Origin of the sequence: Halomonas sp. AOP13-D3-9, assembly GCF_052379125.1 — a bacterium.
GTDB lineage: Bacteria > Pseudomonadota > Gammaproteobacteria > Pseudomonadales > Halomonadaceae > Vreelandella.
This window is the reverse complement of record NZ_JBQSYH010000005.1, coordinates 80,300-102,620: the sequence shown is the minus strand read 5'-3', so window position 1 is coordinate 102,620 and position 22,321 is coordinate 80,300. Positions and strand designations below refer to the sequence as shown.

Genomic DNA, 22,321 nt, shown 5'->3' with positions numbered 1-22,321 from the left:
TATCAGGTCAACCCCAGCAGCGCTTCAGCCAGCTTAACGTCATCATAACGGTGGCTGTCGGCATCCTCCGGCGCAAGATCCAGGTCAATCACTTGTATTCCCATTTCATCGCGGATCGTCTCAATCTGTTGGGGAGAAACACTCAGCAGCTGCGAGTCAAACAGTAAAAAATCAATGGAAGAGCGCTTAGACGATAGGGGCTCCAGTGTGCCAGACAAGTGCGTATTGAGCACTTGAACCTGATCCACCAGCGTCATGCCAAGCGTTTCAAGATCCGTGCCCAAACTCGGCACATACACCTTGGCTGACGGGTTTTTAGCCAATGCCCTATCCACTCCTTTGGGCAACAGGTTGGCAATGACACTGCTGTAAAAACTGCCCGGCGGGAAGACGATCAGTTCTGCCGAATCGATAAGATTACGGGTCTCTTTGCACACCTTGGAGGCATCCAGGGTATCGATATCATCCGCCTCACCGGATAATTTTATCGCGTTAATGGGTGAATCAATTTCAGCCGTCTCTTTGCCGGTAAAGCGGTGCTGGCCGATAATTTTTCGCCCGTTCTCTAGCAACACCTCCAGTTGAAGGTTAGCGTCTGTCGTGGTGCGAACGGTGCCGCGAGTTTTGATCAATTGGCCAAATAGAAAGGCGATGGGATCAAGAGAGCGTTCATGAATCAGATAGCCGCCGGTCAAGATAAGGTTCCCCACGCTGGCGCCAGCGAGGTTAAAATCCTTTGGCATATGTTTGTAGAAGGCAGCGATATAGCTCTGGATCAGAGAACGCATGGGTTCAGCGATCGCTTTAAGCAGCGGGTGCTTGGCACTGACAAGGGCCTGCAGGTTTTGCTCAAGGGCTGCCTTTACCGCTGCGTCGTCCCGCCCCTGCGCCGCAAGCCGATGAGAGAAAAGCGCCGCCACCTCGGGGTGACCAGTGACTGAGTCGTCAGCCAGCGCCAGCAGGCGTGCTCTCAGATCACCCACAGCAGGCATCGCGAAGGCCCGGCGCAACTCTGCCGAGCTGCCCCCAGAATCAAACGGCGTCACCAGATGAATGGAGTTATGGCTATAGTCCGTCAACACTTCTGAAAAGCCTTTCAGTGCCGTACCGCCACTGAAGAAGAGTATTTTCGGCCCCAGCTCGGGAGCTTTTCGGTATCTGGCCAGGCGTAGATCCCAGCCCCTGTCAAGCGCACGGGGCAGACACAGCCGGCTACAGGTAAAACGTCTTTTTTTCATACAACTCTTTGAACTGTAAGAAACATGTAACGTAAATGACGGCACGGTTATTTATACTGGTTACACTAAAATACAGTGGCTATCCAAGCGCACTTTATCCCGGTGAGGCAGCGTATCAATACGTCGATTTTGGAGCATTTCTATTTTCTACGATTCGAAGTTGAAAATCACTTCGAGTTAGTTGAAGTTTATGTGACCCAGCCTAGTGAACCGCTCGCGCAGCGCCTCATCAATCGCAAAGGCTATAGAAGCACACTGCTGGAGAAAGTCGAGCTTGCCGTCGCCATGGATGTGCAGCGACGCAAAGTCGATGGACAGGGTTTTCAACAATCCAAATCCCTTGAGCGCTTAGCCCGGTTGCTTGACCAGCTTGGCCAAGCCTGCCTTGAGTTCACCGCGATCAAAGCGCTAAAACAGCTTCCCGATAAGTCACGAAAAGAGTACGCCAAGCTGATTCGGCTGGTAGGCAAATCATTGAAGCTGGTGATCATTAACGTCGATGACGCAAACATTCGCCAAGGCCTTAAAATAGGCCGTCGGATACCCAAAATAACCCACCGTTTAACGACGGCTTTCGCCCCTGACAATGCAGGCGCCAAAAACAGCGCCGTGGTGGATTTTCAGCTTCACCGCATGATCCACCTGCTCTCAGAACTCGCCGACGCGCTACTCGCCGCCAACTTTGGCCCCGCCGTACGCTTACAGAACTACAAGCAGCTGCAAAACGCCGCCCATGCGATGACCGCCCAAAGCGAAGAATTTACCGTTGAACGGCTGGCGCTTACCCGCAGCGGCAGCACCATCGCCACACTGAAAGCCGAGCACGCCGCCTCCGGCAACATGATGGCCGTCTACAAAGAGGGTGAAAGTCAGAAAGTCATTGAAGAGCTGTACGGGGTCGATCAATGGAAGCGGGTCTACCCTAAGGTGGCGCCCACGGTGCTCTCGCACAACGTGGAGCAAGGGGGCGAGCTGGGTTCGATGGTCATCGAACACCTCCCTGGCCGAACCCTCGAATCACTGCTGTTAAACGGCCAGTGGAAATCCGCTAAGCAACTTATGCGCACACTCCAGCGTACGTTGAGAAAAATCTGGAAGAGCTCGCGCACCCCAGAACCCGCCCTGGCCGAGTATATGCAGCAGCTGCGTAAACGCATGCCGGAAACCCGCCAAACGCACCCTACACTGTTTAATGAGCGCCAGACTATCTGTGGACTGCCCCGCCCCAGTTTTGATCAGCTGATCGATAGGGTTGAGCCCCTTGAGGGCCAGCTTAGAGCGCCATTTTCCGTGCTGATCCACGGCGACTTTAACGTCGATAACCTCATCTACGACGACCTCAAAAATCGCATCTATTTTATTGACCTGCACCGCGCCTCCTACTCTGATTATGTGCAGGATCTCTCCGTACTGATGGCCTCGATTTATCGGCTGCCCATTATGGATGCTGGCCCTAGAGCCGAATTAATGGCATTAATCGGGCAGCTCTATCAGTTTGCTCGCCGGTTTGCCAAGGAGAATAACGATACAAACTTTGACGCCCGGCTGGCGATCGCTTTAGGTCGCTCTTTTGCCACCTCCACGCGCTTTATTTATGACAAGCCTTTTGCCACCAGACTCGCCCTTAGAGCGAGCTACCTGCTAGAAGCCGTAACGCTTCTAAACCCTGCAAACATTGAGAAGTACCGGCTTCCCCTAGAGGACATTTTTAGTGATTAATAAGCGGATTGCGGTCATCGGGATACCTGATAAATGGTCAACCGAAGTATTGGCGAATCATTTAGAGCAGCGCACCGGCTACCGCTGCGTCGTCGATATGGCAGACGTCGTGCTGGAACTTGAAAGCGGCCAGTTGCGCTATCAGGACACCCTGCTCAACGCCCTTGACGGCGTGATCATCAAAAAAATAAGCGAAACCTACTCCCCTGCCGCAGACGACCGACTCCGTATGCTCAGCAGCCTCGAAGCGGATGGCGTGCGCTGTTTTAGCAGCCCACACCAGGTAAGCCGTTTGATTAATCGCCTTGAGGGCACCGCCGCCCTGGCAGCAGGCGGCGTCCCGCTGCCCGCAACGCGAGTTACCGAGAGCACTGATGCAGCGCTGGCGGCTATCCACGCGTTCGGCAAGGCGATCCTAAAACCGCTCTACTCAACCAAAGCCCGCGGCATGATGGTGCTACAAGCAGCAGACGGTGTAAAAGCCAACACCCAAAAGCTGGATAAATTTAAGGCTAAGCACGGCCTGTTTTACCTTCAGCAGTTCGTGAACCTGGGCGGACAGGATTTAGGCATGGTATTTCTAGGTGGCGAGTACCTGTGTACCTATGCCCGTGTTAGCGATGGCAAAGCCTGGAACACAACGATACACAGCGGGGGCAAATATCAACCCTTTGATGCCAGCCCTGAGTTGATTGAGCTGGGCCGCAAAGCCCAGGCATGCTTCGATCTAAGCTTTACCACTGTAGACATTGCCTTGACCGATGAAGGCCCCGTGGTGTTTGAGGTTTCCGCCTTTGGCGGGTTTAGCGGCGCAAAAAAAGGCTGTGGTATCGATGCCGCCGAACAGCTGGGTGACTATGTGCTGAGCCAATTAGAGGCAGCGACAGCAGAGGCAGGCTAATGATCAACCTTTTTGACAACCAGCAAATCATTCAGGCCAAGGCCGCCTGTCGCTATGCGCTACCGCTGACGTTCAATGGCTTAACGGTGCGCGTACTGGCCGACCAACCGGCCATTCTTAACCATCTGGAGGTTTACTATGCTGGTTTAACGGCGTCAGGTTTACTCCCGAAAGAAGTCCATACCATTGACCAGCCAGAACTACCGGTATGGCTACTGGATCAGCAGGTGGATACCAGCGGCCGCGAGTGGACAGCGGTCAAGCGGGCCAAAACCAGCGCGCTAGGCCTGAAAGAGGCCTACGTGGATACGCCCCAAGGGCGCTGGATTCATAAAGTACGCACGGGCATGGTGCTGTTCCAGTCATTAACGGCGCCGGTCGCGGTGGGCGAGTTAAACAAGCATCACTCACAAGTCATCAACTTTATTAACAACCAGTTTCTTAATCATCATCAACGCGGCGGTTACCTGCTCGGCCACGCCTCGGCTTTCGATATTGATGGCAACGTTACGGCCATTGCCGCCAGTTCCGGTGGCGGTAAATCGACGCTGATGCTGAAAGCGCTGGAAACCGCACAGGCGCGCTTTCTCTCCAATGACCGGGTTCTGTTTAAACCCGACAACGGCCAGATAAACATTCTCGGGGTCGCCAAACACCCCCGGGTTAATCCGGGCACGCTGATCCACTCCCCGCGCTTGATCGACATACTGCCTGCCCATGAGCGTGCCCGTTTTGAGCACATGCCCAGCAGCCAGCTATGGGATATTGAGCAGAAGTACGATGTACTGATTCCCAACGCCTACGGCGCAGACAAAACCGCCCTATCCGGCACGCTTAAACACCTGGTTCTGCTGGACTGGGCATTAGACTCAACGGCCCCCACCGCGCTGAGCAGCGTGGATATCGCCACCACACCTGAGGCCCTGGAGGGCTTACGCAAAAGCCCAGGGCCGTTTTTTCAGCGCGCGGATGGCCATTTCCCCGCCGAACAAGCCCAATCTGCCCAGGCCTATGCCGAATACCTAGCGGGCGTTGACGTACTGCGCCTCACCGGCGCCATCGACTTTGCACGGGCAATCGAACTTTTCAACGACAGAGGCATTCTCTGATGGCGGCGCTGGCACTGATTCGCCACGGGGCGTATGCACAGTTGGCGAATACGCCCAGTGCCCTGCAGCCCTACCCCCTCACTGAAAAGGGTGCGCAAGACGTTCGAGAGCAAGCGCGGCAATTCGGTGAGTGGCTAGCGACTTCAGGCTATCAACTTAATGCCGAGATTCACTGCTCGACGCTGTTAAGAGCCTGGCAAACGGCCGACATATACCGCGAAGAGCTCACACCACTGTTTGCTGAGCCACCCCGCTTGCGCAGTTCCTCAGCCCTATGTGAACGCAGCGTTGGGGCGCTAGCCAACCTTAGTGTTCAGGAAATAGAACGCATCGTTGCCCTTGACCCCCGCCTTGAACCACTGCCAGCGGGCTGGAAATCGGCCAGCGAGTTTAAACTGCCCTTCGATGGCGCGGAGTCCCTGTTAGAAGCTGGTGAACGGGTCGCTGCCCATTTACAAGCCCTGTTAGCACCATCGTCAGGGCTTGAAGCAGCGAAACAACTGCAATTGGTCGTGGGCCACGGCGCCTCCATTCGCCATGCGAGCTATCATTTAGATGTCATCCCCTTCAGCGATATTAAACGGTTAAGTATGTTTCATGGTCATCCGGTCGTTTTCGAGCGACATCACCAAGGCTGGAGCCGACTATACGGCAACTGGAAACAGCGCCAGTCGGCAGACCCACTCGATTAAACGATAGCGACCTATAAGATGGCTTCCATGACAGCGTCCAATGTTATTCCGCAAGTTAACGACCACCCCTATCACAACGCCATCTTGGCTCGCCTGCCAACGGAGTGGGCGCCCTGGCCCGATGATGCCACCTCGGTCAATCACGACGAAGCGCTAAGCACCTTTGTTAAGCGTGCTCAGAAAAAGGGCTTCACCTGGCCCAAAAAACCGGTGGTGTTTATTTCAGACCCCCATGCGGATGCCGAAGCCTTTGAGGCATCCCTAATTGCTGCCGGGGTGATCGAGCGTGACGGTGCCCACCTATGTGAGTATGCGCTGACAAAATTCGGTAAAAAAGCCGACATCGTTGTAGGCGGCGACTGTCTGGATAAAGGCCCCAGTAATCTGATGATGCTGCGCAGCCTGGCCCACTTATACCGCCTTAACGCCAAGGTCACCCTGCTGGCCGGCAACCATGACCTACGCCTGCTGATGGGGCTGCTTTCCCTGGAACGCGACACTGACGCCGGTAGCCAGCATCTCTTTGTACGCATGGGTAAAAAGGTGATACCGCTGTTCAAAGAGGTCTTCGATCAATACCTGGCCGATACCCAGTGGGACAAAGGGTTACCGTCGGAAGAGGCGTGCCGACAGGCGCTGTTTCCAGGCAGTGACTGGTTCGAGAACTTCCCCTTCTATGCCGCCGGGTTTCTGACTGATGAAGGCATAGCGCGTGAAATTAGCAAGATGACGACCAAGGCCCAGAACTTTGAAGCGCACTGTGCAAAAAACGGCCTGTCGCTCTCCCAGGTCTACGCCGCCGCCATGAAGTGTCGTTCGCTGTTTCTCAAAAAGTCGGGGGAATTTAGCTGGTTTTTCCGCCGCATGCGGCTGGTCAAAAAGCGCGGTTCCTTTCTGTTTCTGCATGCAGGCCTTGATGACCATATGGCCGAACTACTCGCCAATCACGGCGTCAAGTATGCCAACCGCGCCTTCAAACAAAACCTGATGAACCAGAATCTGTTCAGTTTTTATTACGGCTCTTTGGCCAACACCTTTAGAACGAAATACCGTAAAGCTGACCTGCCCCTTACGCCCCGCGGCGCTTACGTTGCCCGACAGGCAGGCATTCAGGTGCTGGTTCACGGCCATATCAACCAACACTTTGGCCAGCGGGTGACGCTTAAAAACGGCCTTATCCATATCGAAGCCGATATCACCTTGGACGCTCACTCGCGTAAAAATGAGGGGCTCGACGGCTGTGGTGTGGGGGTAACGTTAATCGACAAAAAACGCGGGGTGATCGGCCTGAGCTGTGACTACCCTCAGATAAAAGTGTTCAAACCCAGCCTCAAAAGGAAACGGGTAGGAGCCCACTAAATGAAGTCCAAAACTAAATTCAGTCACGACTCGCTGCTGGATCGTCAGGCAACCCAGGACCTGTTGATCACCCTGGCAAATGCGATCAATAAAGGCGAGCTGGCCTTCCAGGAGAGCGAAGGCGAGCTAGTGCTGACACCCCAGCAACTGCTGCAAGTCTCCCTACGCGCCAGCGATGAAGGCGATAAGCAAGAGGTGGAAATAAAGATTAAGTGGCGCACCAAAGAGAAAGAACTTTCCGATACGCCCCCCAAAATTAAAACCAAAGCGGGTAAACGCTAGGCGCCACAGACGCCCCTGCCCTACCACCATGAATATGGGAGTATGATGCCCATGTTCGCGCCAGAGCCCTTTCGGCTCAGGAAAGGCGGTAGGAGCATGGAAATGGACGTTACACATTTAGAGCACGTCATTATCGCTTTGCTTATTCAACTCTCACTACTGACGTTTGTTTCTGCTCACGTGGCCGGCGTTATTCCAGTGGCAATACTGCTCGGGCGCGAGATCGCACAGCACGAATACCGGCTAGGCATTCAACGTGGATGGGCGTGGGGGGAAACGCTACCGGTCGGTATGTTTGAAGGCGTCTGGCGTGCCTGGACGTTAGACTCAGTGCTTGATGTGCTGCTGCCAGCACTGGCATGCGGGCTGCTAGCGGTTATGGTTGGCCTTAAAAAAAGCCATACAACCAAGAACAGCTAATCCCCTTGGACTAGGAATGACTGGCCCAAGTGCGATAAAAGGTGACGACTAGTCATTATCAAGGCGCTCTTTACGATAAAGCTGCCACTCATTTTCAACCCGGCCATCAGGCAAGCGGCAATAGCGGCCAGTGCCTAAGCTGCTTTCGCGAATTTCATTCTCCCCGCCGATGCTCCTACAGTATTCAGCCGCGTATTGCGTCATCTGATTGTCAGAATCCGGGCCTCCCCCGCCCGAGGCACAGCCGCCGAGCATGAGTAGCACTGTTATTGCACCGTAGCGGTATATAGATCTTGTTAGCATTGGAACCTCCCTCCCTGCGCATACAGTTCAGCGTCACTTTGATTTTGGTGAGTAACCGCGGGCACATCAAGCAGGATGTTACCTGGCGAGAGGTATGATTATTTAATAGAGCGTTTGCTGATGTCGAAAATGGTAGCTAGGCTGTAGCTAGTCATCTTCGATGTACAAGCATTGTCTATGACTATTTTAGTACCGAATTCATATGGAGAGTGAAGCTATGTCCAGCCCGGAACATAAGCAAAAGATCTGGAAGATGATCAAAGATATCAAAGTGGGCATGCTCGTGACGTTGGATAACGACACACCCCGAGCGCGCCCCATGCATCTGGTGCAAGATGAGTACGACGGCACCCTGTGGTTCTTCACCCGCCCCAGTGCCGAAAAGGTGTTTGAAACCAAAAGCGACCACGATGTGTGCCTTAGTTTCTCCGATCAGGAAGATGGCGTCTACGTTTCGCTATCGGGTAAAGCCAACCTGACCGATAACCGCGAACTGATCGAGAAATACTGGAACCCCTTCATCGCCGCCTGGTTCCCGGAAGGTAAAGACGACCCAGACGTCGCCCTGTTGGAAATTAAAGTTGAGATGGGCGAGCACTGGAAAGCCAAAGAGAGCAAGACGTTCCAGCTTTACGAAATCGCCAAAGCCAACCTCAAGAAGGATGCCACCCCGGATCTTGGTGAGAATGAAAAGTTCGGTGGGTAACTTCCTACCCAAGCGCCCCGCTGCCGGGGCGCTTTTCAGCCTGATCATTATCATGCTCATGGGTTTATCCACCTTATGGGCCAGTGATCAGCCTCAGAGTGATGATGCTACCCATCAGGGTGAATGCGAGCCCAACGATCAGCAGCAGGCAATGCTGTCTCAAGTCAACGAAGCGCGTAGCCAAGCACGCCAATGCGGTGACCAACAGTTTGAGGCCGCAGAACCGTTAACATGGAGCTTTAAGCTTGAAGCAGCGGCCGAAAGCCACTCCAAAGATATGGCCGAGAATGACTACTTTAGCCATACCGGCCCGGAGGGTGCAGGTATCGAGCAGCGGGTGGGCAATCAGGATTACACATGGCAAGCCGTGGGAGAAAATATCGCCGCTGGCCACACCACTGTTTCCGCCGCAGTTGAAGGCTGGCTAGAAAGCCCCGGCCACTGCCGCAACATAATGAATGACGCCTTTACCGAGATGGGCATGGCGACAGCCGACGATTCAGAGTCGCGCTATTCAATCTACTGGACGCAAACACTCGGCAAGCCTCGTTAAGCGCACAAGTCGATGACAGGTCACTCCCCTATTTCGCCCTCACCTATCTCCCCCTAATGCCACCATAGTTAACGGCCGTAATCGCATTTTTAGGCGAGCCATCGACCAGCTTGGTGCTGTAGGTCAGGTACACAAAGGTCTGGGTTTCCGCATCATGCATGCGAACCACGCGCATATTCTTGAAAAGCGCCGAGCGGCGTTGAGTAAAAATCACCTCTTGCTCCTCTACTTCCGCAGGGTCGAAGACAATCTCCCCTGTCTGCCGACACGCCACGCTCGCCTCACTGGCTTCCTCAGCCAACCCCACCGCACCGGAGATCCCGCCAATCTGTGAGTAAGAGAGATAACAGGAGATACCCTGAACCTTCGGGTCATCGAAGCGCTCCACTTCAATGGTATTGTTCGGGCCAAGCAGCTTGAACTCGGTACGCACGCTGCCAATGTGGGCATCCTGGGCGAATAGCGTGGGTGGCTGTAGCGCAAACATGGCAATGAGCGATGTAAAGGCAGCGCGTTTAGGCAGCAACATGGGCAACTTCCTTGGGATTAGTTAGCCGGGGGATAGGCATGCAGAGAGGATACCTGATGCGCGTAGTTGTTGGGGAATGGACGGAAAAATGAAGGTGGAGGAAAAAGCTAATTGAGCTCAGGCTTTACTCCCAAAACGGGAGCAACCACAATCTCCCAAAACGGGAGAAAGCATGAGTGTCATAGCAAAGCGCACTCTGAAAGAGTTTTGGGAGCAGGGCTATGACGACGCCAAGACCCCATTGACCGAGTGGTACAACATGATGCTCAGAGCATCCTGGGAAACGCCACAACAGTTGAAGGCCGATATTAGAACCGCCAGCATCCTTAAAGGCGGCCGTGTTGTTTTCAATATCGGTGGCAACAAGTACCGCGTCATACTCTCCATTCGGTATGAGCAGCAAATTGCCTGGGTTCGTTTCGTTGGCACCCACGCCCAGTACGATCAAGTCGATGCGGAGACAATATGATGAACATTCAACCTATCCATAACGATGCCGATCTTGAGCGCGCATTTGCTCGTCTTGAGGAGCTTTGGGCTGCTGAGCCAGGCACTCCTGAAGCGGACGAGATCGAAGTGCTCTCAATCCTCATAGAGAAGTACGAGGACAAACACTTTCCCATCGGGCCGTCTGATCCTATTGAGGCGATCAAATTCCGCATGGAGCAGCAGGGGCTAACGCCGCGCGATCTTGAAGCATACATCGGCTCTAGCGGACGAGTTTCAGAGGTGCTGAACCGTAAGCGAAAACTCAGCCTTCGCATGATCAAGAACCTGCATGAGGGGCTGCGAATCCCTTATGAGAGCTTGATGAGTCAGGCCGCTTAATTATTCAGCCCCGCATTCATAACACCATGGTTTAAGACTAGTGGGCAACCAAAGGGAGTGATTGGCGTCCCTGGCAGGAGTCTACAATCAATCACAAAGTATTGATTTTAAAATATTTAATCAAATAACAAAAAATACAATATACCTCTCTGTATACCAGCACCTTGATCTACAAACTTCTAACAGTTGCCCATCAAGCGTGTTGGTTAAATTTTTGACATACACTGATTGCTTAGGCCGAAATCTGAAATTAAGATGGCACTAATGCAGTCAAATCTATGTTGCAAGCGTGGAACGCAGCAGAAAATTGTCAGCCAGTAGTACCTTGTTATTCCTCATTTTGCCCATGGTGCTACTTTCAGCAGCAAAGATGCATTATTGAGGGAATACTTTTTCTCGTACTTACTTGTGACCTCCTCAATTAAACGCAATGCTTTTTTGTAATAATCAACCGCCGCATTTACGTTTTTGACAAGTTCAGCATACCTCATGTTAATGGCGTCCTTATCACTGGGAAGCGACTGTATTACAGAAAAATCCAAACTCTCATCATGGTTATTAACTTCGTTACTCAACTTAATTAGGTCATGCCCAGTTCTACGTACGCCAAGGGCTTGTTTCAAATAAACCTTTAAGGTTTTTTCAATTGCTAAATGTAGTTCCCAGCAGCCAATTGATGCTTGAGAAGACTTAAATGACAAAATATCAGTAATAGATTTTTCAATATGCCCCCATATTCCCTGAGCCATGTTGGCTGCATTTTTATCAAGACCATGTGCCGAATTGATATTAAGGTTAATTTTCCGAGTCAAAGAAACCACTTCGCTAAACTCTTCTGACAATTTATCCATCTCATCTAAGGATAGCTTATCTAAATCAATATTTGTCTGAGCCATACCTATAATAGATTCATCCTCGCTTAGGCAGTCAGGGAAAGTCAGCCATGCTGTTTCATATGGAATTTCTACTTTACTTGTAGTTGCTGGTATTTTAATTAAAACAGGATGGCCATATGGGGCAATAATTCCCGAGTAAGTTTTCTCACTCGGATTCTTAGCCAACTCTCCATATTTATCATGGTACCAGTCATTAAATAAAGGTATTAAGCCTTCAAAAAAAGCTTTACTTTTTAAAAGCTCCTTCTTGCTTTCAAAGGTTGAATCAATAACTGCAATATCAACAAACAAATACGCAGCGCGCATAAATCGATCAAATATAGGAACATTTAAATTCTTAAGATATTCGTCGATAAATGGCATGTGTTCATCAATCGCTTCTTTCAATCCAAAATCGCTCATCTGACGAACTCCATTGGGTGTACATGCGAAACACCGGACAATATAGGGTGTAACGGAAAAACAGCTAGTGCACTGAAGTTTGTTAAATTATTTAAACAATTTCAATTGCTGCTCTTTAAGCTTCCCAGCTAACAAGCCATACAAATTTGATATTTCTCGATGAATATTTTTACCGTTTATTTTTGTCACTAACAAATCATCTGCATCAACAAATTCTTGCAGTTCTCTATCAACATTATTATTAAATGTAGCAATAGTCTCAAGTTTAAAATGTTCACCGAACTCTGAGAGCGTATTAATAACTTTCTGAATTAATTTTGCATCTTCAACTTTGTTCACACCTGCAAGCGATTCTGCGGAGTTAGTACAATACTTATCCATCGCATCACGGGCCGCGATTAAAATAGGCTTCAGCTCAGCCAACTCAGATGTTTTTCTAAAACTCATTAGCTCTTCTTTAATTTCTTCTGATTTATTAGAGTACCCCTTAGCCTGCTTCGCTTCATAGCCAGCATAAATGGCGCCTGCTATTGAAAATATCGAACCAACGAGCCCTATGATCTCTATTAATCCCATCTTTCCACTTCCAACAATTCATCCACTTTGGAAAGACTGAGTTTCATATTGTTTGGTTTACCAATTTTATTCCACTCTTCCAGCATCGCTTTGTATTTTGGCATCATTGGGCAATGACTATTAAATGAAGGAAATTCTTTATCGTAATTAAGTTCGTTGTATCGACCAAGATCTACGATAAAATAGCTCGCGTACGCCAATTGTTCCGACTCTTCATTACCATCAAAGCCTGGGAACCGGTATTTATGGTCATCTACTTGTTTTGTATCATATGCATCAAAATATGCCCAAGTGAATGCACGATACATTTCTAGTACATCCAGAACCTCCTTGCATTCAGCTTCGGTCATTTCTGGATGCAAATGCTCAAAAATCCATTTGTAGTGCAGTACATACCCTTCTTCTAGAGCTTTTCTGTGTCTTGAATAATACTCCGCCTCCTCCGGATACAATTTTTCAAGGATCAGGAACTGGTTAATAAGATTTATACGTTCAAGTTTTGACAAGTCCATTCTCACCTCTTTATTAATTCAACATCTGCATTTTCGGACGGTTTGGAGTGCATTGTAAAATAGCTTAAAAATATGCGATTGTCATTTTCACTCTGGTTTAATATACAAAAAATAGAAAACAAAAAGGCACTTGATCAAATGATTCAATTTATGCATTTCTCTATAGGATAATAATATTTTCCTACTAAAATCTAAAAAATACATTTCTTCAGATTTTTCCTGCTTCATACCCTCACGTTTCGGAAAGTATATTAATTTTTGACTTACATCATCATATTCTGCTTTGAAGTGTGCAATTGAATTTCGCAAATGATTGTCAGCTACCTCTTTAGAAATCGTATGCCACGGTTCATCTAAAAACTCAAGCTTTTGCCCAAATGCTACATCAGCATATTCATTTAATGAAGCTGGCACTTTCTTTTTTGAAAATGGATAAAAACAATTATGATCATCTCTTTTTTCTAAATTATTAACTGCTGCTATCAAAACAAGTTGTCGAGACAGCACTTCAGAAACATCTTTATATAGATCTTTTATTTCATCAAAATCATGCGAAGACACTCTATATGCCACTCTTGATTTTTCATATGTATTGTCAAAATCCAGGAACAAGGCTGGTCTTAATATAAGTTCAAAATCTAAAACCTTAGGATAGATCTGCAAGCAATCGTCTTGTAAATTTTTCAAAAAACCGGAATCTACTAACTCCACAAGTAGCTTTTCAAATTTCGTTCTTTTATTTTCAGCAAGCCATATTATTTTCTGAGTATAACCCTCAACAGTTTCTAAATTCTTTGTTGGCTCATTGAAAGGAAAAAAACATCTTTCAAGTAAGTGATATAACATGTAGTTCTGATCAATTTTCTTTTTACAGTCATTGCCAGACTTAAAAAAAGATAGAACTCTTTTTCTATATAGTTTTTCTTTATCACTTCTGTAAAGCTTAATAATTTTTTTAACTTCTTGAGATCTTTCGGAAATCTCATTCATAGTGTTTACACGAAGTTCGTGGATTTGCATATTTTCATGACCGCACCTTTGAGATGCCATCAAATAGGGGGTCATTCCCATTACATACTCATCAAATGAAACAGGGAAATCCAAATGTAAATCAACGAATGGAGTATTTGAATCAAAAGGTACATCTGTTGCTATTTGACTTGCACCTACAACTTCTATTCCTTTTCCTAAAATCACATTAATATCTATCGGAGAAAGGCACTCTTCACAAACAAAGCGTAAAGGCTGAATCCTTCTATTAGACATGCCGACTCTACAATTTGTAATCGTATTGCAATCGTTACACACTAGAGACATATTAATATTCATCGAAGATTTTATCCTTGCTACTTAAAGCTAACGCAGAGCTCTGTTGTAAATTTGAATGTGGAGCACAGAAAGTTTTTGACAACAGTGTATCATTAACCATTGATCATCGCCTCTAACTTAACCCACAAGCCATATTCACTAAGGTTTTTAAAAGCGCGCTCATCTGTATGCAATATTTCCAATAATGAGCCAGACAATAAATTAACCAATTTCAAACTACATAGCGCAGGCCCTAAAGCAAATAGGGTTGTCTCGTAAATGGTTGATCTGTGTCGCTCAAGCAAATTTATATTAAGCTCTTCATCTATAAACTCATTATGCAACAATAGACCTTGATCCGGCGTTTCCAGCATAAAAGGAATAAATGACATCAACGATGGATGAGATACTTGACATAATTCAGAATACAAATCGTTTAGCTGTTCACTTTGGATTGAATCCAAGTACTGCCTTACCTGCTTAGCTTTATGGCTGTCTTCGAATGATTCCCTTTCTGATGGTGAGAGTTTTCTGCCATAAATGTAATGAATAAGCTCATTTTCGACCTCTGTTGCTAGCACTAATTTTTTTGCTTCACCATCTATAGCTTTCTTTATATGAGAAAAATTTTCAGAAATAGGAATTATCACTTTTCCGATAGAATAAAAAGAATCTGAACAAGCTTCCAGAAGGCCTCTTAAGGAGGCGCAAAAACCATAATAATTTTTACTTTTATAAGCGCAATCTATAGCTTCGTACCATTTCTTTAACCTTAGAAGGCTGGTTGCCCCGCACACATGTAGTCTTTGAATGACCTCGCTCCAATACACCTGCTGCAGATCTTCGACTGATCTTATTTTTAAAAATTCTTCTTCAGGGGTAAATTTGTAAGAAACCTTCGCTAAGTAACCTTCTAGCTCAACAATAGAAGAGTAAAGATCACTTAGTTTTTTTGTTTTTTCTGTATTCATTGCTCTCAACTTATTGTTTGGCTAATAGTTATTAGTCTGATAAGGCTGTGGTTGAATGAACGAGTCGACATACTTGCTCTAGAAAATCGTCATACATAATTTTTACAAGCCTATTAAAATTAAAAAAATAATTTTAATTCAACTACATGCCTATAAGGCTTCTTTAGCTTGACCGCTGACTCGAACATTCAATGCAATAGTTCGCAATTGACGCTGAACCGGGAGATCTAGGTTCTTCCGTAATAAAGTACTAATATTGCCATTCGTCATCTTCAATAATGGCTTGTGATTCGCAAAGCATTAGTTACAAACTAATTAGTCCACCATCAACCACTACACCTTTACTTCATTATATTTAAGCAGTATTCATCATTTCCATACGTCTGTACAACCCTATCATCTGATACTTTAGCCCACTTTGTGCTACCTCTCACTGGAACGTCTCGGTATGGCCCGGCCTTAGAAGGAGTGCCTTATTCAGCAATCGGCCAGCCGGTGGTCTGGCTTTAGCATATTGCTCTTTATCTTTCCCGTTTAAACTGCATAACCCCGCATGAATTCGCATAATTTTCATGCACCCATTTTTGACCAGCCAGCCCAGCAGTGGCGCGGCTTGGCGGCGAGCGCAGGGGTGCATAAAAACCACTACATTTAGCGCGCGGGCGGGGCGGGGTGACGATGGCGCGGCGTGGGTCGCGGCCGGTGTGGGGCTGGTTGGTTGGCAACATCGCCGCATGAGGCCCTATAGGCGCTCGCACAAGGCTGACTACCCTTCCACCTTCCCTCTCATGCCTAACACGACAACGCCCCGCACAAAGGCGGGGCGTTGGCCATACGCTGGCGAATAGCTGGGGTTAGGCTTGGGCGCTGTCCAAATCGTCTAGGCTAGGTACATACTCCATTTGCCGCTCAAGCTCTTTAATACGGCGGGCAAAGCCCAAGCTTGATTCGTATTCCCCCTGTGCGGCCTCACACTCAAGGCGCGGCGGTAGCTGGGTCGTAGGCATGCCCTCCTTATCGCCAGCATCAGGCATGAAACTAAACAACAGCTCACCCAGTGCTGCGTACTGGCGCAGGCGGATCTCACGGGAGGCTTGCCTGTGATCATCATTCGTCATGTGTGGCGTAATGCTTTTCCCTGGCTGGATAGCAACATCAATACCTAGTCCAATCATGAAACTTGTATCGTTATAAGTGGCCACCTCGATACGCTCCAAAAGTTGCGGCACAGCGGCGCTAAGGCTTGCCATGCTATCGCTTTCACTCATTTCTCTCAGGCTGTTCAATAGCTGATTATGCGATGAAAGATCATCAAGGCGACGTGCGGTTCTTCTTAGCGAGAGGCGCGCAGCGTGGGTCTGCATTTTGAGCCATTCCGCTTGCGGTTCCAGCAGCGCTATCATTTCCTTGATCTGGCTAGCCTCTGAGGCCCACTGCCCCTTTTGCTTGAGCTTGTCACGTACTGCCTTGCTCTGCTTGCCAAAGCCTTTAACGAACTCTTGCCGCCATTCGGTATCCACTCCTTTCTCTTGCTGGCCTAGCGCACTCAGCGTTTTCCGTAATTTTGTTAGCTCATTAGTCACATCTTCGAGCTTCTCACGGCGTATTAAGTAAGTGGCTCTCTCCCTATCCACCTGCGCTGTTAGTTCTGCCTCTGTGACCCCGGTAGCAACAATGTCGGGGGCTTTAAAATAACGCATGTTGGCTGCTTCCATGTTTTGACTCTCCGGTTTAGCGGCTGGGGTGGTTTCTGGTGACTGCTGGGTCATGTTGTCCTCACTGTTGGCATAGGTGCGCGGGTGAAACGGTGGAGTCAATACCCCACCAACGGGAAATGTTTAGCTGGGTGAAAAACGCCTGCCAGGAAGGGAAAGGGGTCGAATGCGTTAGGCTGCTTGAGATTGTTCGCAATACGAACAAAATACGTTCACCTGTGTGTTTCCACCCTCTAGGTCGCAAAAATCGTGGCAACAAGGCAACAGAGGCTAATCCACTGATTTTAATATATTTTTTAGTGGCAACACTGTTGCCAAGGTTTTTTGAAATGGCAACAGACACACAACTACATAGGTATATAAAGATATGTGTTGCCATTGTTGCCACCTCTCTTATTACTAAGGCAACGCTGAAACCCGCGTGGTTACTGGCCGTTGCCTTGTTGCCACTGTTGCCATAGAAAATAGGTTCACGCGTATTTAGGTTTTTCATCTTGCCCCCTGCCTTTCGGCGTCCAGCTTGTCGGGATCAATGACGAAAAAGCGAGTGCTCCCTCCTCCTGGCAGGCGGTAGTTTTTCTGGCTGCGTCCGTTATCCACCTTGGCCAACACGCCATAGGTTTCCAGGGTGCGTATCACACGCTCTCGGCCATAGCCTGAGGCGGCCTCGGTCAGTGAAGCGCGGTTGAATAGGTAAAGGCGTTTGCCCTCCTCAATCTCGTAATAACCGGCACGGTGCTTGATATTGGAGTTGGGTAGCTGTGCGCCAATGTCAGAAAAGCGGCTATCACCATGCATAGCGATAAAATCAGATAGCGCGCTAAGTATTTGACGGTCTTCGGCGTTACCGTCACCTACCGTAAGCAACCACTCCTCAAACAGTTGGCGGCAGGCACTTGCAGCATCGTCGGCCTTCCAGGGTAAAAGCCCGTAATCAATGGCTATCTCCCCCGCCAGCGCGATAATGGCGAAACGATCCGCTACCCTGCCCGCTTGTGGCCCTTCCGCTTGAAAACCATCACGCACCTCGGCAAAGCGCTGATAGAAAACGTCGGGATCCGTCTCTTTAATCAGGCGCTCCACAAACGCAGGCCCCACCATGCCGTAGTGGTGCGCGGTCGCTGTTGTCAGCTTCCTATGGAATGCGGCGCCATTCATGCCGTGAACGTCATCAAAGGCGCGATAGGTGCGGGTGCCCGCGTTTACGTCCACCATGCGCAGCTCAGCCCCGGCGTGGGCGGCATTACCTGAAATGGCCGCATGTTCAGAAAGTGACCGCTCCCCACTGGAAAGCGCCAAAACACGCCAATACAACTTGGGCCGCCCTTCCCGCTCGCGGGTCATGGTGCCTTTACCGGTGCCGTTAGCGATGGCGTAGGCCATTTCTTGTACCCGCTTGGGATCGGCGCGTTTGATCTCGTCCAAAATCAGCACCGTGTCATTGCGTGACGATGCTTCGATCTCGATACCGCCCCGCGACATATCCCAAGAAGCCGCAAAACGGCTGGGGTCGCCCCACACTGAGGCGGCGATAGCCTGAGCCAGTGACTTACCGCTTGAGGAGTCACCCACCAAATGCACGCCACCGCCGTTTACACCCACTTTTGAAAGCAGTGGCCCCGCCAGTGCGCAGCAAACAGACAGGATCAGCACCGGGTTTCCCTGGCAGTAGTGCGCCAGTTCGCTTTGCCAGCTTTCCAGCGTGCCCCGTTCAGAAAATAGGTGGGCACCCTTGCCGCTATCCTGAAAGCGCACGTCTTTCCCGCCTAGGATTTTGCTGGGGAGTACAAACGCCCCGCTTGCATCGTGCCAGCCCGGTTTCGTCGTGGTGGCCAGCACACGGTTTAAGTCGTGGTGACTGGCGATATAAGCGGGCACATAGCGGCGCTGGTGGTACTCCACTTTTAAGCCCTGGCGGAAAAGGGCTTTTAATATCTCCTCTCCCTTTCCGGCCAGTGCTTCCATGGGCATGACGTATTCAATGACCTTGCCCCGGTGCTTGAAGCGCAGTAAGCGGCCTACGCTGCCGTCATCGCTGTTTAGCGTTTCAGCATCCACATGCAGCGGCGCACAGATCCATAGGTCAAACGGTTGGCCAATATCATCGCCTTGACCCTGCTTAATACCGTGAAACCATGTGCCCGCTCGGAACAGCTTCCCATCCACCAGGGTTTGCCCTTCGTAAACGGCGTAGCTTGGGCGCTCTAAGGTGTCGATCTCCGGCGCAGTGGGTTGGCCAACAAGCGCAAGGTGGCTTTGCTGCTCGCGTTTTTTCTCACTCATGGTGGCCCCCTTGTTGGCGGTACCAGCACGCCAAGTCGTTAAAATCGGTCAGGATATGCGGGGCTTCTTTCGGCCAAGCCGGGAACAGCACCAGTGCCCCCACCGCTAACGCGGCGGCATTGGCGGCAGTACGGCCAGGGTTTCCAGGGGTGGCGCGGTCATCGTCGCCAGCGATGACCATTTCAAGGTGGCCATAGCGCTCACATAGGCCACGCGCCACCGGCTCTAAATTGCCCGCGTGCATGGCACACGCCACTGGCTCCCGGGTGTGGGCGTGAATCGTGGCCCCGGTGGCCCAGCCTTCACAGACATAAAGGGTCTTTCCAGGCATTACCCGGCCAAGCGGTGAGTAAGCGCCCAGCACCTGCCCGCCTTTCAAAAACCGCTTATTACCTTGGGCATCGATCAGTTGCACATTGACCAGCTCACCATCCGCATAAAGCGGCACCATTAGCTGGCCTTTGGGTGTTTGGCGCAGCCGGTAAGGGCTAATCCCTTTGCTCACCAAGTACGTATGGCCAGGGCAAGCAGGCTGGCCATTGAGCCAAAGCTGCTTGGCCAGTTGGGCGGCTTTTTGTTGGGCCGCTAGGCGTTGCGCTTCCGCCTGCTGGCGTAGCTGGTTTTTGGTGGGGGTAATTGCAATGGAGGGTGAGGCTTGCGCCTCACCGTTACGATGAAAAATACCCAGCCCCAACCGCTGATCGATCATCATGGCGGCGTCTACCTGCCGACAGCCACGTAGGTAGCTAAGCAGCGACACAAGGTCGCCGCCGTGGGCGTCTGGATCAGCAAAATCGTTCCACTTGCCGCTGGTCAGTGATACACCAAACGAGCCTTTCCCCTGGTCGTCGCGGGCCGTGTTGCGTGCTACCCATTCGCAGCCCTGGCGCGCACCATCTGGCAGCCATTCAGCCACTAGCGTTTCAGCGTCATTAAGTGCGGCAATAGCCACTTGCTGGATTTTTTGAACGGTCGTCTTAGCCATGAGCGCCTCCCTTCCTGGCAGGCGCTTGTTGGCGTTTTGCGACTAAGCGGGCGGCCATAAGCAAATCAAGCGAATCGGCTAACAGTAGGCGGCAAGACAAGGCTACGTGAGCTAAATCACGGGCATCTGCACAAGCGCCGGGCGCATCTAGCGTGCTGAGCGACATCATCAGATTACTAGCCGCTTCCAAGCGGGTTTCGCACTGTTCAAACAGGGCTTCGTGGTCGGCGCGTGGGTCGATCAATAAGCACTCGGCCTCTGTCAGGCAAACCGCATCTTCAAGGCGTGGGGTGATGGGTGAATTAAGCATTACCCACCTCCTCGACGCACAGGCGCTCAAGCTCGATAAGTAATTGATCGTGTTCTTGATAAGAGAGGGCGTTTAGCGCGGTGGCCATGCGTGCCATACCTAACAGCTGTTGAAGCTGCTCAGGCTTACGGTTCACACGGTAGGCAATCAGCTTTGCACCGATTAGCGCGGTAGCGATATGCGAGGGGGAAATTTGGGTGTGCGTGTACGCACCTTGGCTTTGATTGGCCATGGGTAAGACTCCTTTGTGTTTGGAGTCACCAACAACCGTTCTCACGCGATTGGAGGCGACTGTACGCAGGGTGAGAAACCGGTCACAAAGGAAACCGGCCACGCCGAAGCGTGCCCACGCACAGCCGCCATAACAACGCACTACAGGCATGAAAAAAGCGCCTGCAATGGTAGGGGCGCTGTAGCGCCTTTGTGAACTCGGGTTCTCACGCCCGGCTGTAGATTTTGCTACAGCATCACCATGATAAGCATTCCCCAGTGTTCCTCGCAAGCTTTTGAGGCAGCAAATTACGCACAATTTGATAGGCTTCATGTCTTCCCTTTGATGTAACTTCGCTTGGCCCCAGTGCTCCCCGCTCTGGGGTCTTTTTTGCGTTCTTTGGGCAAAACTTCCCCATACCCGCTGGGCTTGGCCCAGCAGCGTTATGCCTATTTGGTAGGGTTTAGGGGGTTAGCAGTCGGTAAGGATCTCGGCGGATGGCTGGTGACGGTTGAAGCGCTCCAAGCCATCGTGCTGGCCATCTAACCATTTAGCGCTGATTTCGCCGGTCGAGCCTTTACGGAATGCCTTTCGATTAGGTGATTTAGCAGCGTCTACCATGGCAGCCTCAAGCTTGACCACATCATCAGCGGTGAGCGTTAGCGTGGTACCGTTAATGGTGAATTCAAATTGGCTCATACGTGGCGCTCCTGCTGGTGTGTGGTCATGCGTAGTGTTGCGGGAATGCCTTCTAGGCGCTGGCGTTTACGTTCTTCCAAGCAGTTAGCAATCCAGCTATCCACCTCCTCCTCTAGCCAAGCAACGCTTTTGCCGCCAATCGGCACCGGGGCTGGGAAAGTGCCCTGGCGAATACCGTCATAGATGGCAGAACGGCTTTTGCCGGTTTTCTGCTCGACCTCCTTGCGACGCAGCAGGCGATTACCTAGCTGGATCTTGTTCACCGTTCTGAATGGCGGTGTGTGAGTGGTGAGTTCAGGCATTGATTTGTGTCCTCGCTGTGTCATTCCAGGCAAGTGCCCTAGTGGCCCTATGAAGCTTGACGGTTATCGAAATGACGCGCCATCGATGCGCGTTGTGCCACGATTCCCGCACAACGGAATGGCACGCGAACGATTCTGGGCAGCTAGCCGGGTATCCAAAGCAACTTTGGATGACAAAGGAGAGGTTAGTTTTTGATGAGCCATAAGGTGGGTTCCTTCAGCTAGTGGTGACGTTGCAAGCCTTACGCTTGAGACACCACTAGCTTGACGAGGAACGAGGAGGACTACCAGAAAGCGCTGTTGTAAGAACTGTACGGATATACAACAAAAAGTCATCAAGGAAGGTTGACACGCTGCTATTGCTTCGATATCGAAGCGATATCAAGTGATTCTGGCAGCTAACCAACAGCAAAAATACACGGCATAAAAATTATTATATAAAAAATCAATCACTTACAATAAAGCTATTAAACGTTAACCAACTGTATGCGCTGTTGTATGAAATGCCGAAT

At 50.1% G+C, this 22,321-nt stretch carries 26 protein-coding genes; 11 read left to right on the top strand and 15 right to left on the bottom strand.

Annotated elements, in window-relative coordinates; all coding sequences use genetic code 11:
- Positions 1-2 precede the first annotated feature (2 nt).
- Positions 3-1,238, bottom strand: coding sequence for a GAK system CofD-like protein (locus tag ACT3UM_RS07025; RefSeq protein WP_498897369.1), 1,236 nt, complete (start codon positions 1,236-1,238; stop codon positions 3-5).
- A 192-nt stretch (positions 1,239-1,430) separates the two neighbouring features.
- Between ACT3UM_RS07025 and ACT3UM_RS07020 the strand changes: the two genes are divergently transcribed.
- The 7 genes from ACT3UM_RS07020 (at position 1,431) to ACT3UM_RS06990 (ending at position 7,720) form a co-directional block, all read left to right on the top strand.
- Positions 1,431-2,957 carry an aminoglycoside phosphotransferase family protein gene (locus ACT3UM_RS07020; protein ID WP_498897367.1) on the top strand — a complete coding sequence of 509 codons (1,527 nt, stop codon included), beginning with the start codon at positions 1,431-1,433 and terminating at the stop codon, positions 2,955-2,957.
- Positions 2,950-3,858 (top strand): GAK system ATP-grasp enzyme, encoded by a 909-nt coding sequence (locus ACT3UM_RS07015; protein WP_498897365.1) that lies wholly within the window; start codon positions 2,950-2,952, stop codon positions 3,856-3,858. The genes ACT3UM_RS07020 and ACT3UM_RS07015 overlap by 8 nt, the downstream gene beginning before the upstream one ends.
- Positions 3,858-4,967 carry an HprK-related kinase B gene (locus ACT3UM_RS07010; protein WP_498897363.1) on the top strand — a complete coding sequence of 370 codons (1,110 nt, stop codon included), beginning with the start codon at positions 3,858-3,860 and terminating at the stop codon, positions 4,965-4,967. Before ACT3UM_RS07015 ends, ACT3UM_RS07010 begins: the two co-directional genes overlap by 1 nt.
- Positions 4,967-5,659 carry a histidine phosphatase family protein gene (locus ACT3UM_RS07005; RefSeq protein WP_144814461.1) on the top strand — a complete coding sequence of 231 codons (693 nt, stop codon included), beginning with the start codon at positions 4,967-4,969 and terminating at the stop codon, positions 5,657-5,659. The genes ACT3UM_RS07010 and ACT3UM_RS07005 overlap by 1 nt, the downstream gene beginning before the upstream one ends.
- A gap of 27 nt (positions 5,660-5,686) precedes the next feature.
- The gene (locus ACT3UM_RS07000; RefSeq protein ID WP_498897361.1) at positions 5,687-7,018 is read left to right on the top strand and encodes a metallophosphoesterase; all 1,332 of its coding nucleotides are present in this window, start codon (positions 5,687-5,689) and stop codon (positions 7,016-7,018) included.
- The gene (locus tag ACT3UM_RS06995; RefSeq protein ID WP_498897359.1) at positions 7,019-7,300 is read left to right on the top strand and encodes an amphi-Trp domain-containing protein; all 282 of its coding nucleotides are present in this window, start codon (positions 7,019-7,021) and stop codon (positions 7,298-7,300) included. It abuts the gene before it with no gap.
- A 102-nt stretch (positions 7,301-7,402) separates the two neighbouring features.
- Positions 7,403-7,720 (top strand): hypothetical protein, encoded by a 318-nt coding sequence (locus ACT3UM_RS06990; protein WP_498897357.1) that lies wholly within the window; start codon positions 7,403-7,405, stop codon positions 7,718-7,720.
- Positions 7,721-7,768: 48 nt separating this feature from the next.
- On the opposite strand, the gene ACT3UM_RS06985 is transcribed toward ACT3UM_RS06990, so the two are convergent.
- Complete coding sequence (locus ACT3UM_RS06985; protein WP_498897355.1) at positions 7,769-8,023, bottom strand: DUF333 domain-containing protein; 255 nt, start codon at positions 8,021-8,023, stop codon at positions 7,769-7,771.
- Positions 8,024-8,240: 217 nt separating this feature from the next.
- On the opposite strand from ACT3UM_RS06985, the gene ACT3UM_RS06980 reads away from it, so the two are divergent.
- Positions 8,241-8,729 (top strand): pyridoxamine 5'-phosphate oxidase family protein, encoded by a 489-nt coding sequence (locus ACT3UM_RS06980; protein ID WP_498897353.1) that lies wholly within the window; start codon positions 8,241-8,243, stop codon positions 8,727-8,729.
- Positions 8,710-9,282, top strand: a complete 573-nt coding sequence (locus tag ACT3UM_RS06975; protein WP_498897351.1) for a CAP domain-containing protein — start codon at positions 8,710-8,712, stop codon at positions 9,280-9,282. The genes ACT3UM_RS06980 and ACT3UM_RS06975 overlap by 20 nt, the downstream gene beginning before the upstream one ends.
- A gap of 43 nt (positions 9,283-9,325) precedes the next feature.
- Here the strand turns inward: ACT3UM_RS06975 and ACT3UM_RS06970 are convergent, their stop codons facing one another.
- Positions 9,326-9,811 (bottom strand): CreA family protein, encoded by a 486-nt coding sequence (locus ACT3UM_RS06970; protein WP_498897349.1) that lies wholly within the window; start codon positions 9,809-9,811, stop codon positions 9,326-9,328.
- A gap of 172 nt (positions 9,812-9,983) precedes the next feature.
- Here ACT3UM_RS06970 and ACT3UM_RS06965 point away from each other — a divergent pair, with 172 nt between their 5' ends.
- Entirely contained in the window at positions 9,984-10,280 is a 297-nt protein-coding gene (locus tag ACT3UM_RS06965; RefSeq protein ID WP_308337787.1) for a type II toxin-antitoxin system HigB family toxin, read from the top strand.
- On the top strand, positions 10,277-10,639 hold the full coding sequence (locus ACT3UM_RS06960) for a helix-turn-helix domain-containing protein (protein WP_498897346.1): 363 nt from the start codon (positions 10,277-10,279) through the stop codon (positions 10,637-10,639). Before ACT3UM_RS06965 ends, ACT3UM_RS06960 begins: the two co-directional genes overlap by 4 nt.
- Before the next feature lie 335 nt (positions 10,640-10,974).
- Here the strand turns inward: ACT3UM_RS06960 and ACT3UM_RS06955 are convergent, their stop codons facing one another.
- From ACT3UM_RS06955 to ACT3UM_RS06900, 12 genes are all read right to left on the bottom strand, one after another.
- Entirely contained in the window at positions 10,975-11,937 is a 963-nt protein-coding gene (locus ACT3UM_RS06955; protein WP_498897344.1) for a hypothetical protein, read from the bottom strand.
- 87 nt (positions 11,938-12,024) lie between these two features.
- A complete protein-coding gene (locus ACT3UM_RS06950) occupies positions 12,025-12,513 on the bottom strand; it encodes a hypothetical protein (protein WP_498897342.1) in 489 nt (162 codons plus the stop codon).
- A complete protein-coding gene (locus ACT3UM_RS06945; protein ID WP_498897340.1) occupies positions 12,504-13,025 on the bottom strand; it encodes a YfbU family protein in 522 nt (173 codons plus the stop codon). Before ACT3UM_RS06945 ends, ACT3UM_RS06950 begins: the two co-directional genes overlap by 10 nt.
- A gap of 87 nt (positions 13,026-13,112) precedes the next feature.
- Positions 13,113-14,291: a hypothetical protein gene (locus tag ACT3UM_RS06940; protein WP_498897338.1), complete on the bottom strand. Its 1,179-nt coding sequence runs from the start codon at positions 14,289-14,291 to the stop codon at positions 13,113-13,115.
- Between the two features lie 155 nt (positions 14,292-14,446).
- Positions 14,447-15,304, bottom strand: a complete 858-nt coding sequence (locus tag ACT3UM_RS06935; protein ID WP_498897336.1) for a hypothetical protein — start codon at positions 15,302-15,304, stop codon at positions 14,447-14,449.
- An 854-nt stretch (positions 15,305-16,158) separates the two neighbouring features.
- A complete protein-coding gene (locus ACT3UM_RS06930) occupies positions 16,159-17,073 on the bottom strand; it encodes a hypothetical protein (protein WP_498897334.1) in 915 nt (304 codons plus the stop codon).
- Positions 17,074-17,508: 435 nt separating this feature from the next.
- Positions 17,509-19,302 carry a DUF927 domain-containing protein gene (locus ACT3UM_RS06925; RefSeq protein WP_498897333.1) on the bottom strand — a complete coding sequence of 598 codons (1,794 nt, stop codon included), beginning with the start codon at positions 19,300-19,302 and terminating at the stop codon, positions 17,509-17,511.
- The gene (locus tag ACT3UM_RS06920; protein WP_498897331.1) at positions 19,295-20,287 is read right to left on the bottom strand and encodes a toprim domain-containing protein; all 993 of its coding nucleotides are present in this window, start codon (positions 20,285-20,287) and stop codon (positions 19,295-19,297) included. The genes ACT3UM_RS06925 and ACT3UM_RS06920 overlap by 8 nt, the downstream gene beginning before the upstream one ends.
- Positions 20,280-20,597: a hypothetical protein gene (locus ACT3UM_RS06915; RefSeq protein WP_498897329.1), complete on the bottom strand. Its 318-nt coding sequence runs from the start codon at positions 20,595-20,597 to the stop codon at positions 20,280-20,282. Before ACT3UM_RS06915 ends, ACT3UM_RS06920 begins: the two co-directional genes overlap by 8 nt.
- Positions 20,590-20,829, bottom strand: coding sequence for a hypothetical protein (locus tag ACT3UM_RS06910; protein ID WP_287018602.1), 240 nt, complete (start codon positions 20,827-20,829; stop codon positions 20,590-20,592). The genes ACT3UM_RS06915 and ACT3UM_RS06910 overlap by 8 nt, the downstream gene beginning before the upstream one ends.
- Positions 20,830-21,279: 450 nt before the next feature.
- Positions 21,280-21,507 carry a hypothetical protein gene (locus ACT3UM_RS06905; RefSeq protein WP_498897327.1) on the bottom strand — a complete coding sequence of 76 codons (228 nt, stop codon included), beginning with the start codon at positions 21,505-21,507 and terminating at the stop codon, positions 21,280-21,282.
- Positions 21,504-21,809, bottom strand: a complete 306-nt coding sequence (locus tag ACT3UM_RS06900) for a helix-turn-helix transcriptional regulator (RefSeq protein ID WP_498897325.1) — start codon at positions 21,807-21,809, stop codon at positions 21,504-21,506. Before ACT3UM_RS06900 ends, ACT3UM_RS06905 begins: the two co-directional genes overlap by 4 nt.
- Positions 21,810-22,321: the final 512 nt, after the last annotated feature.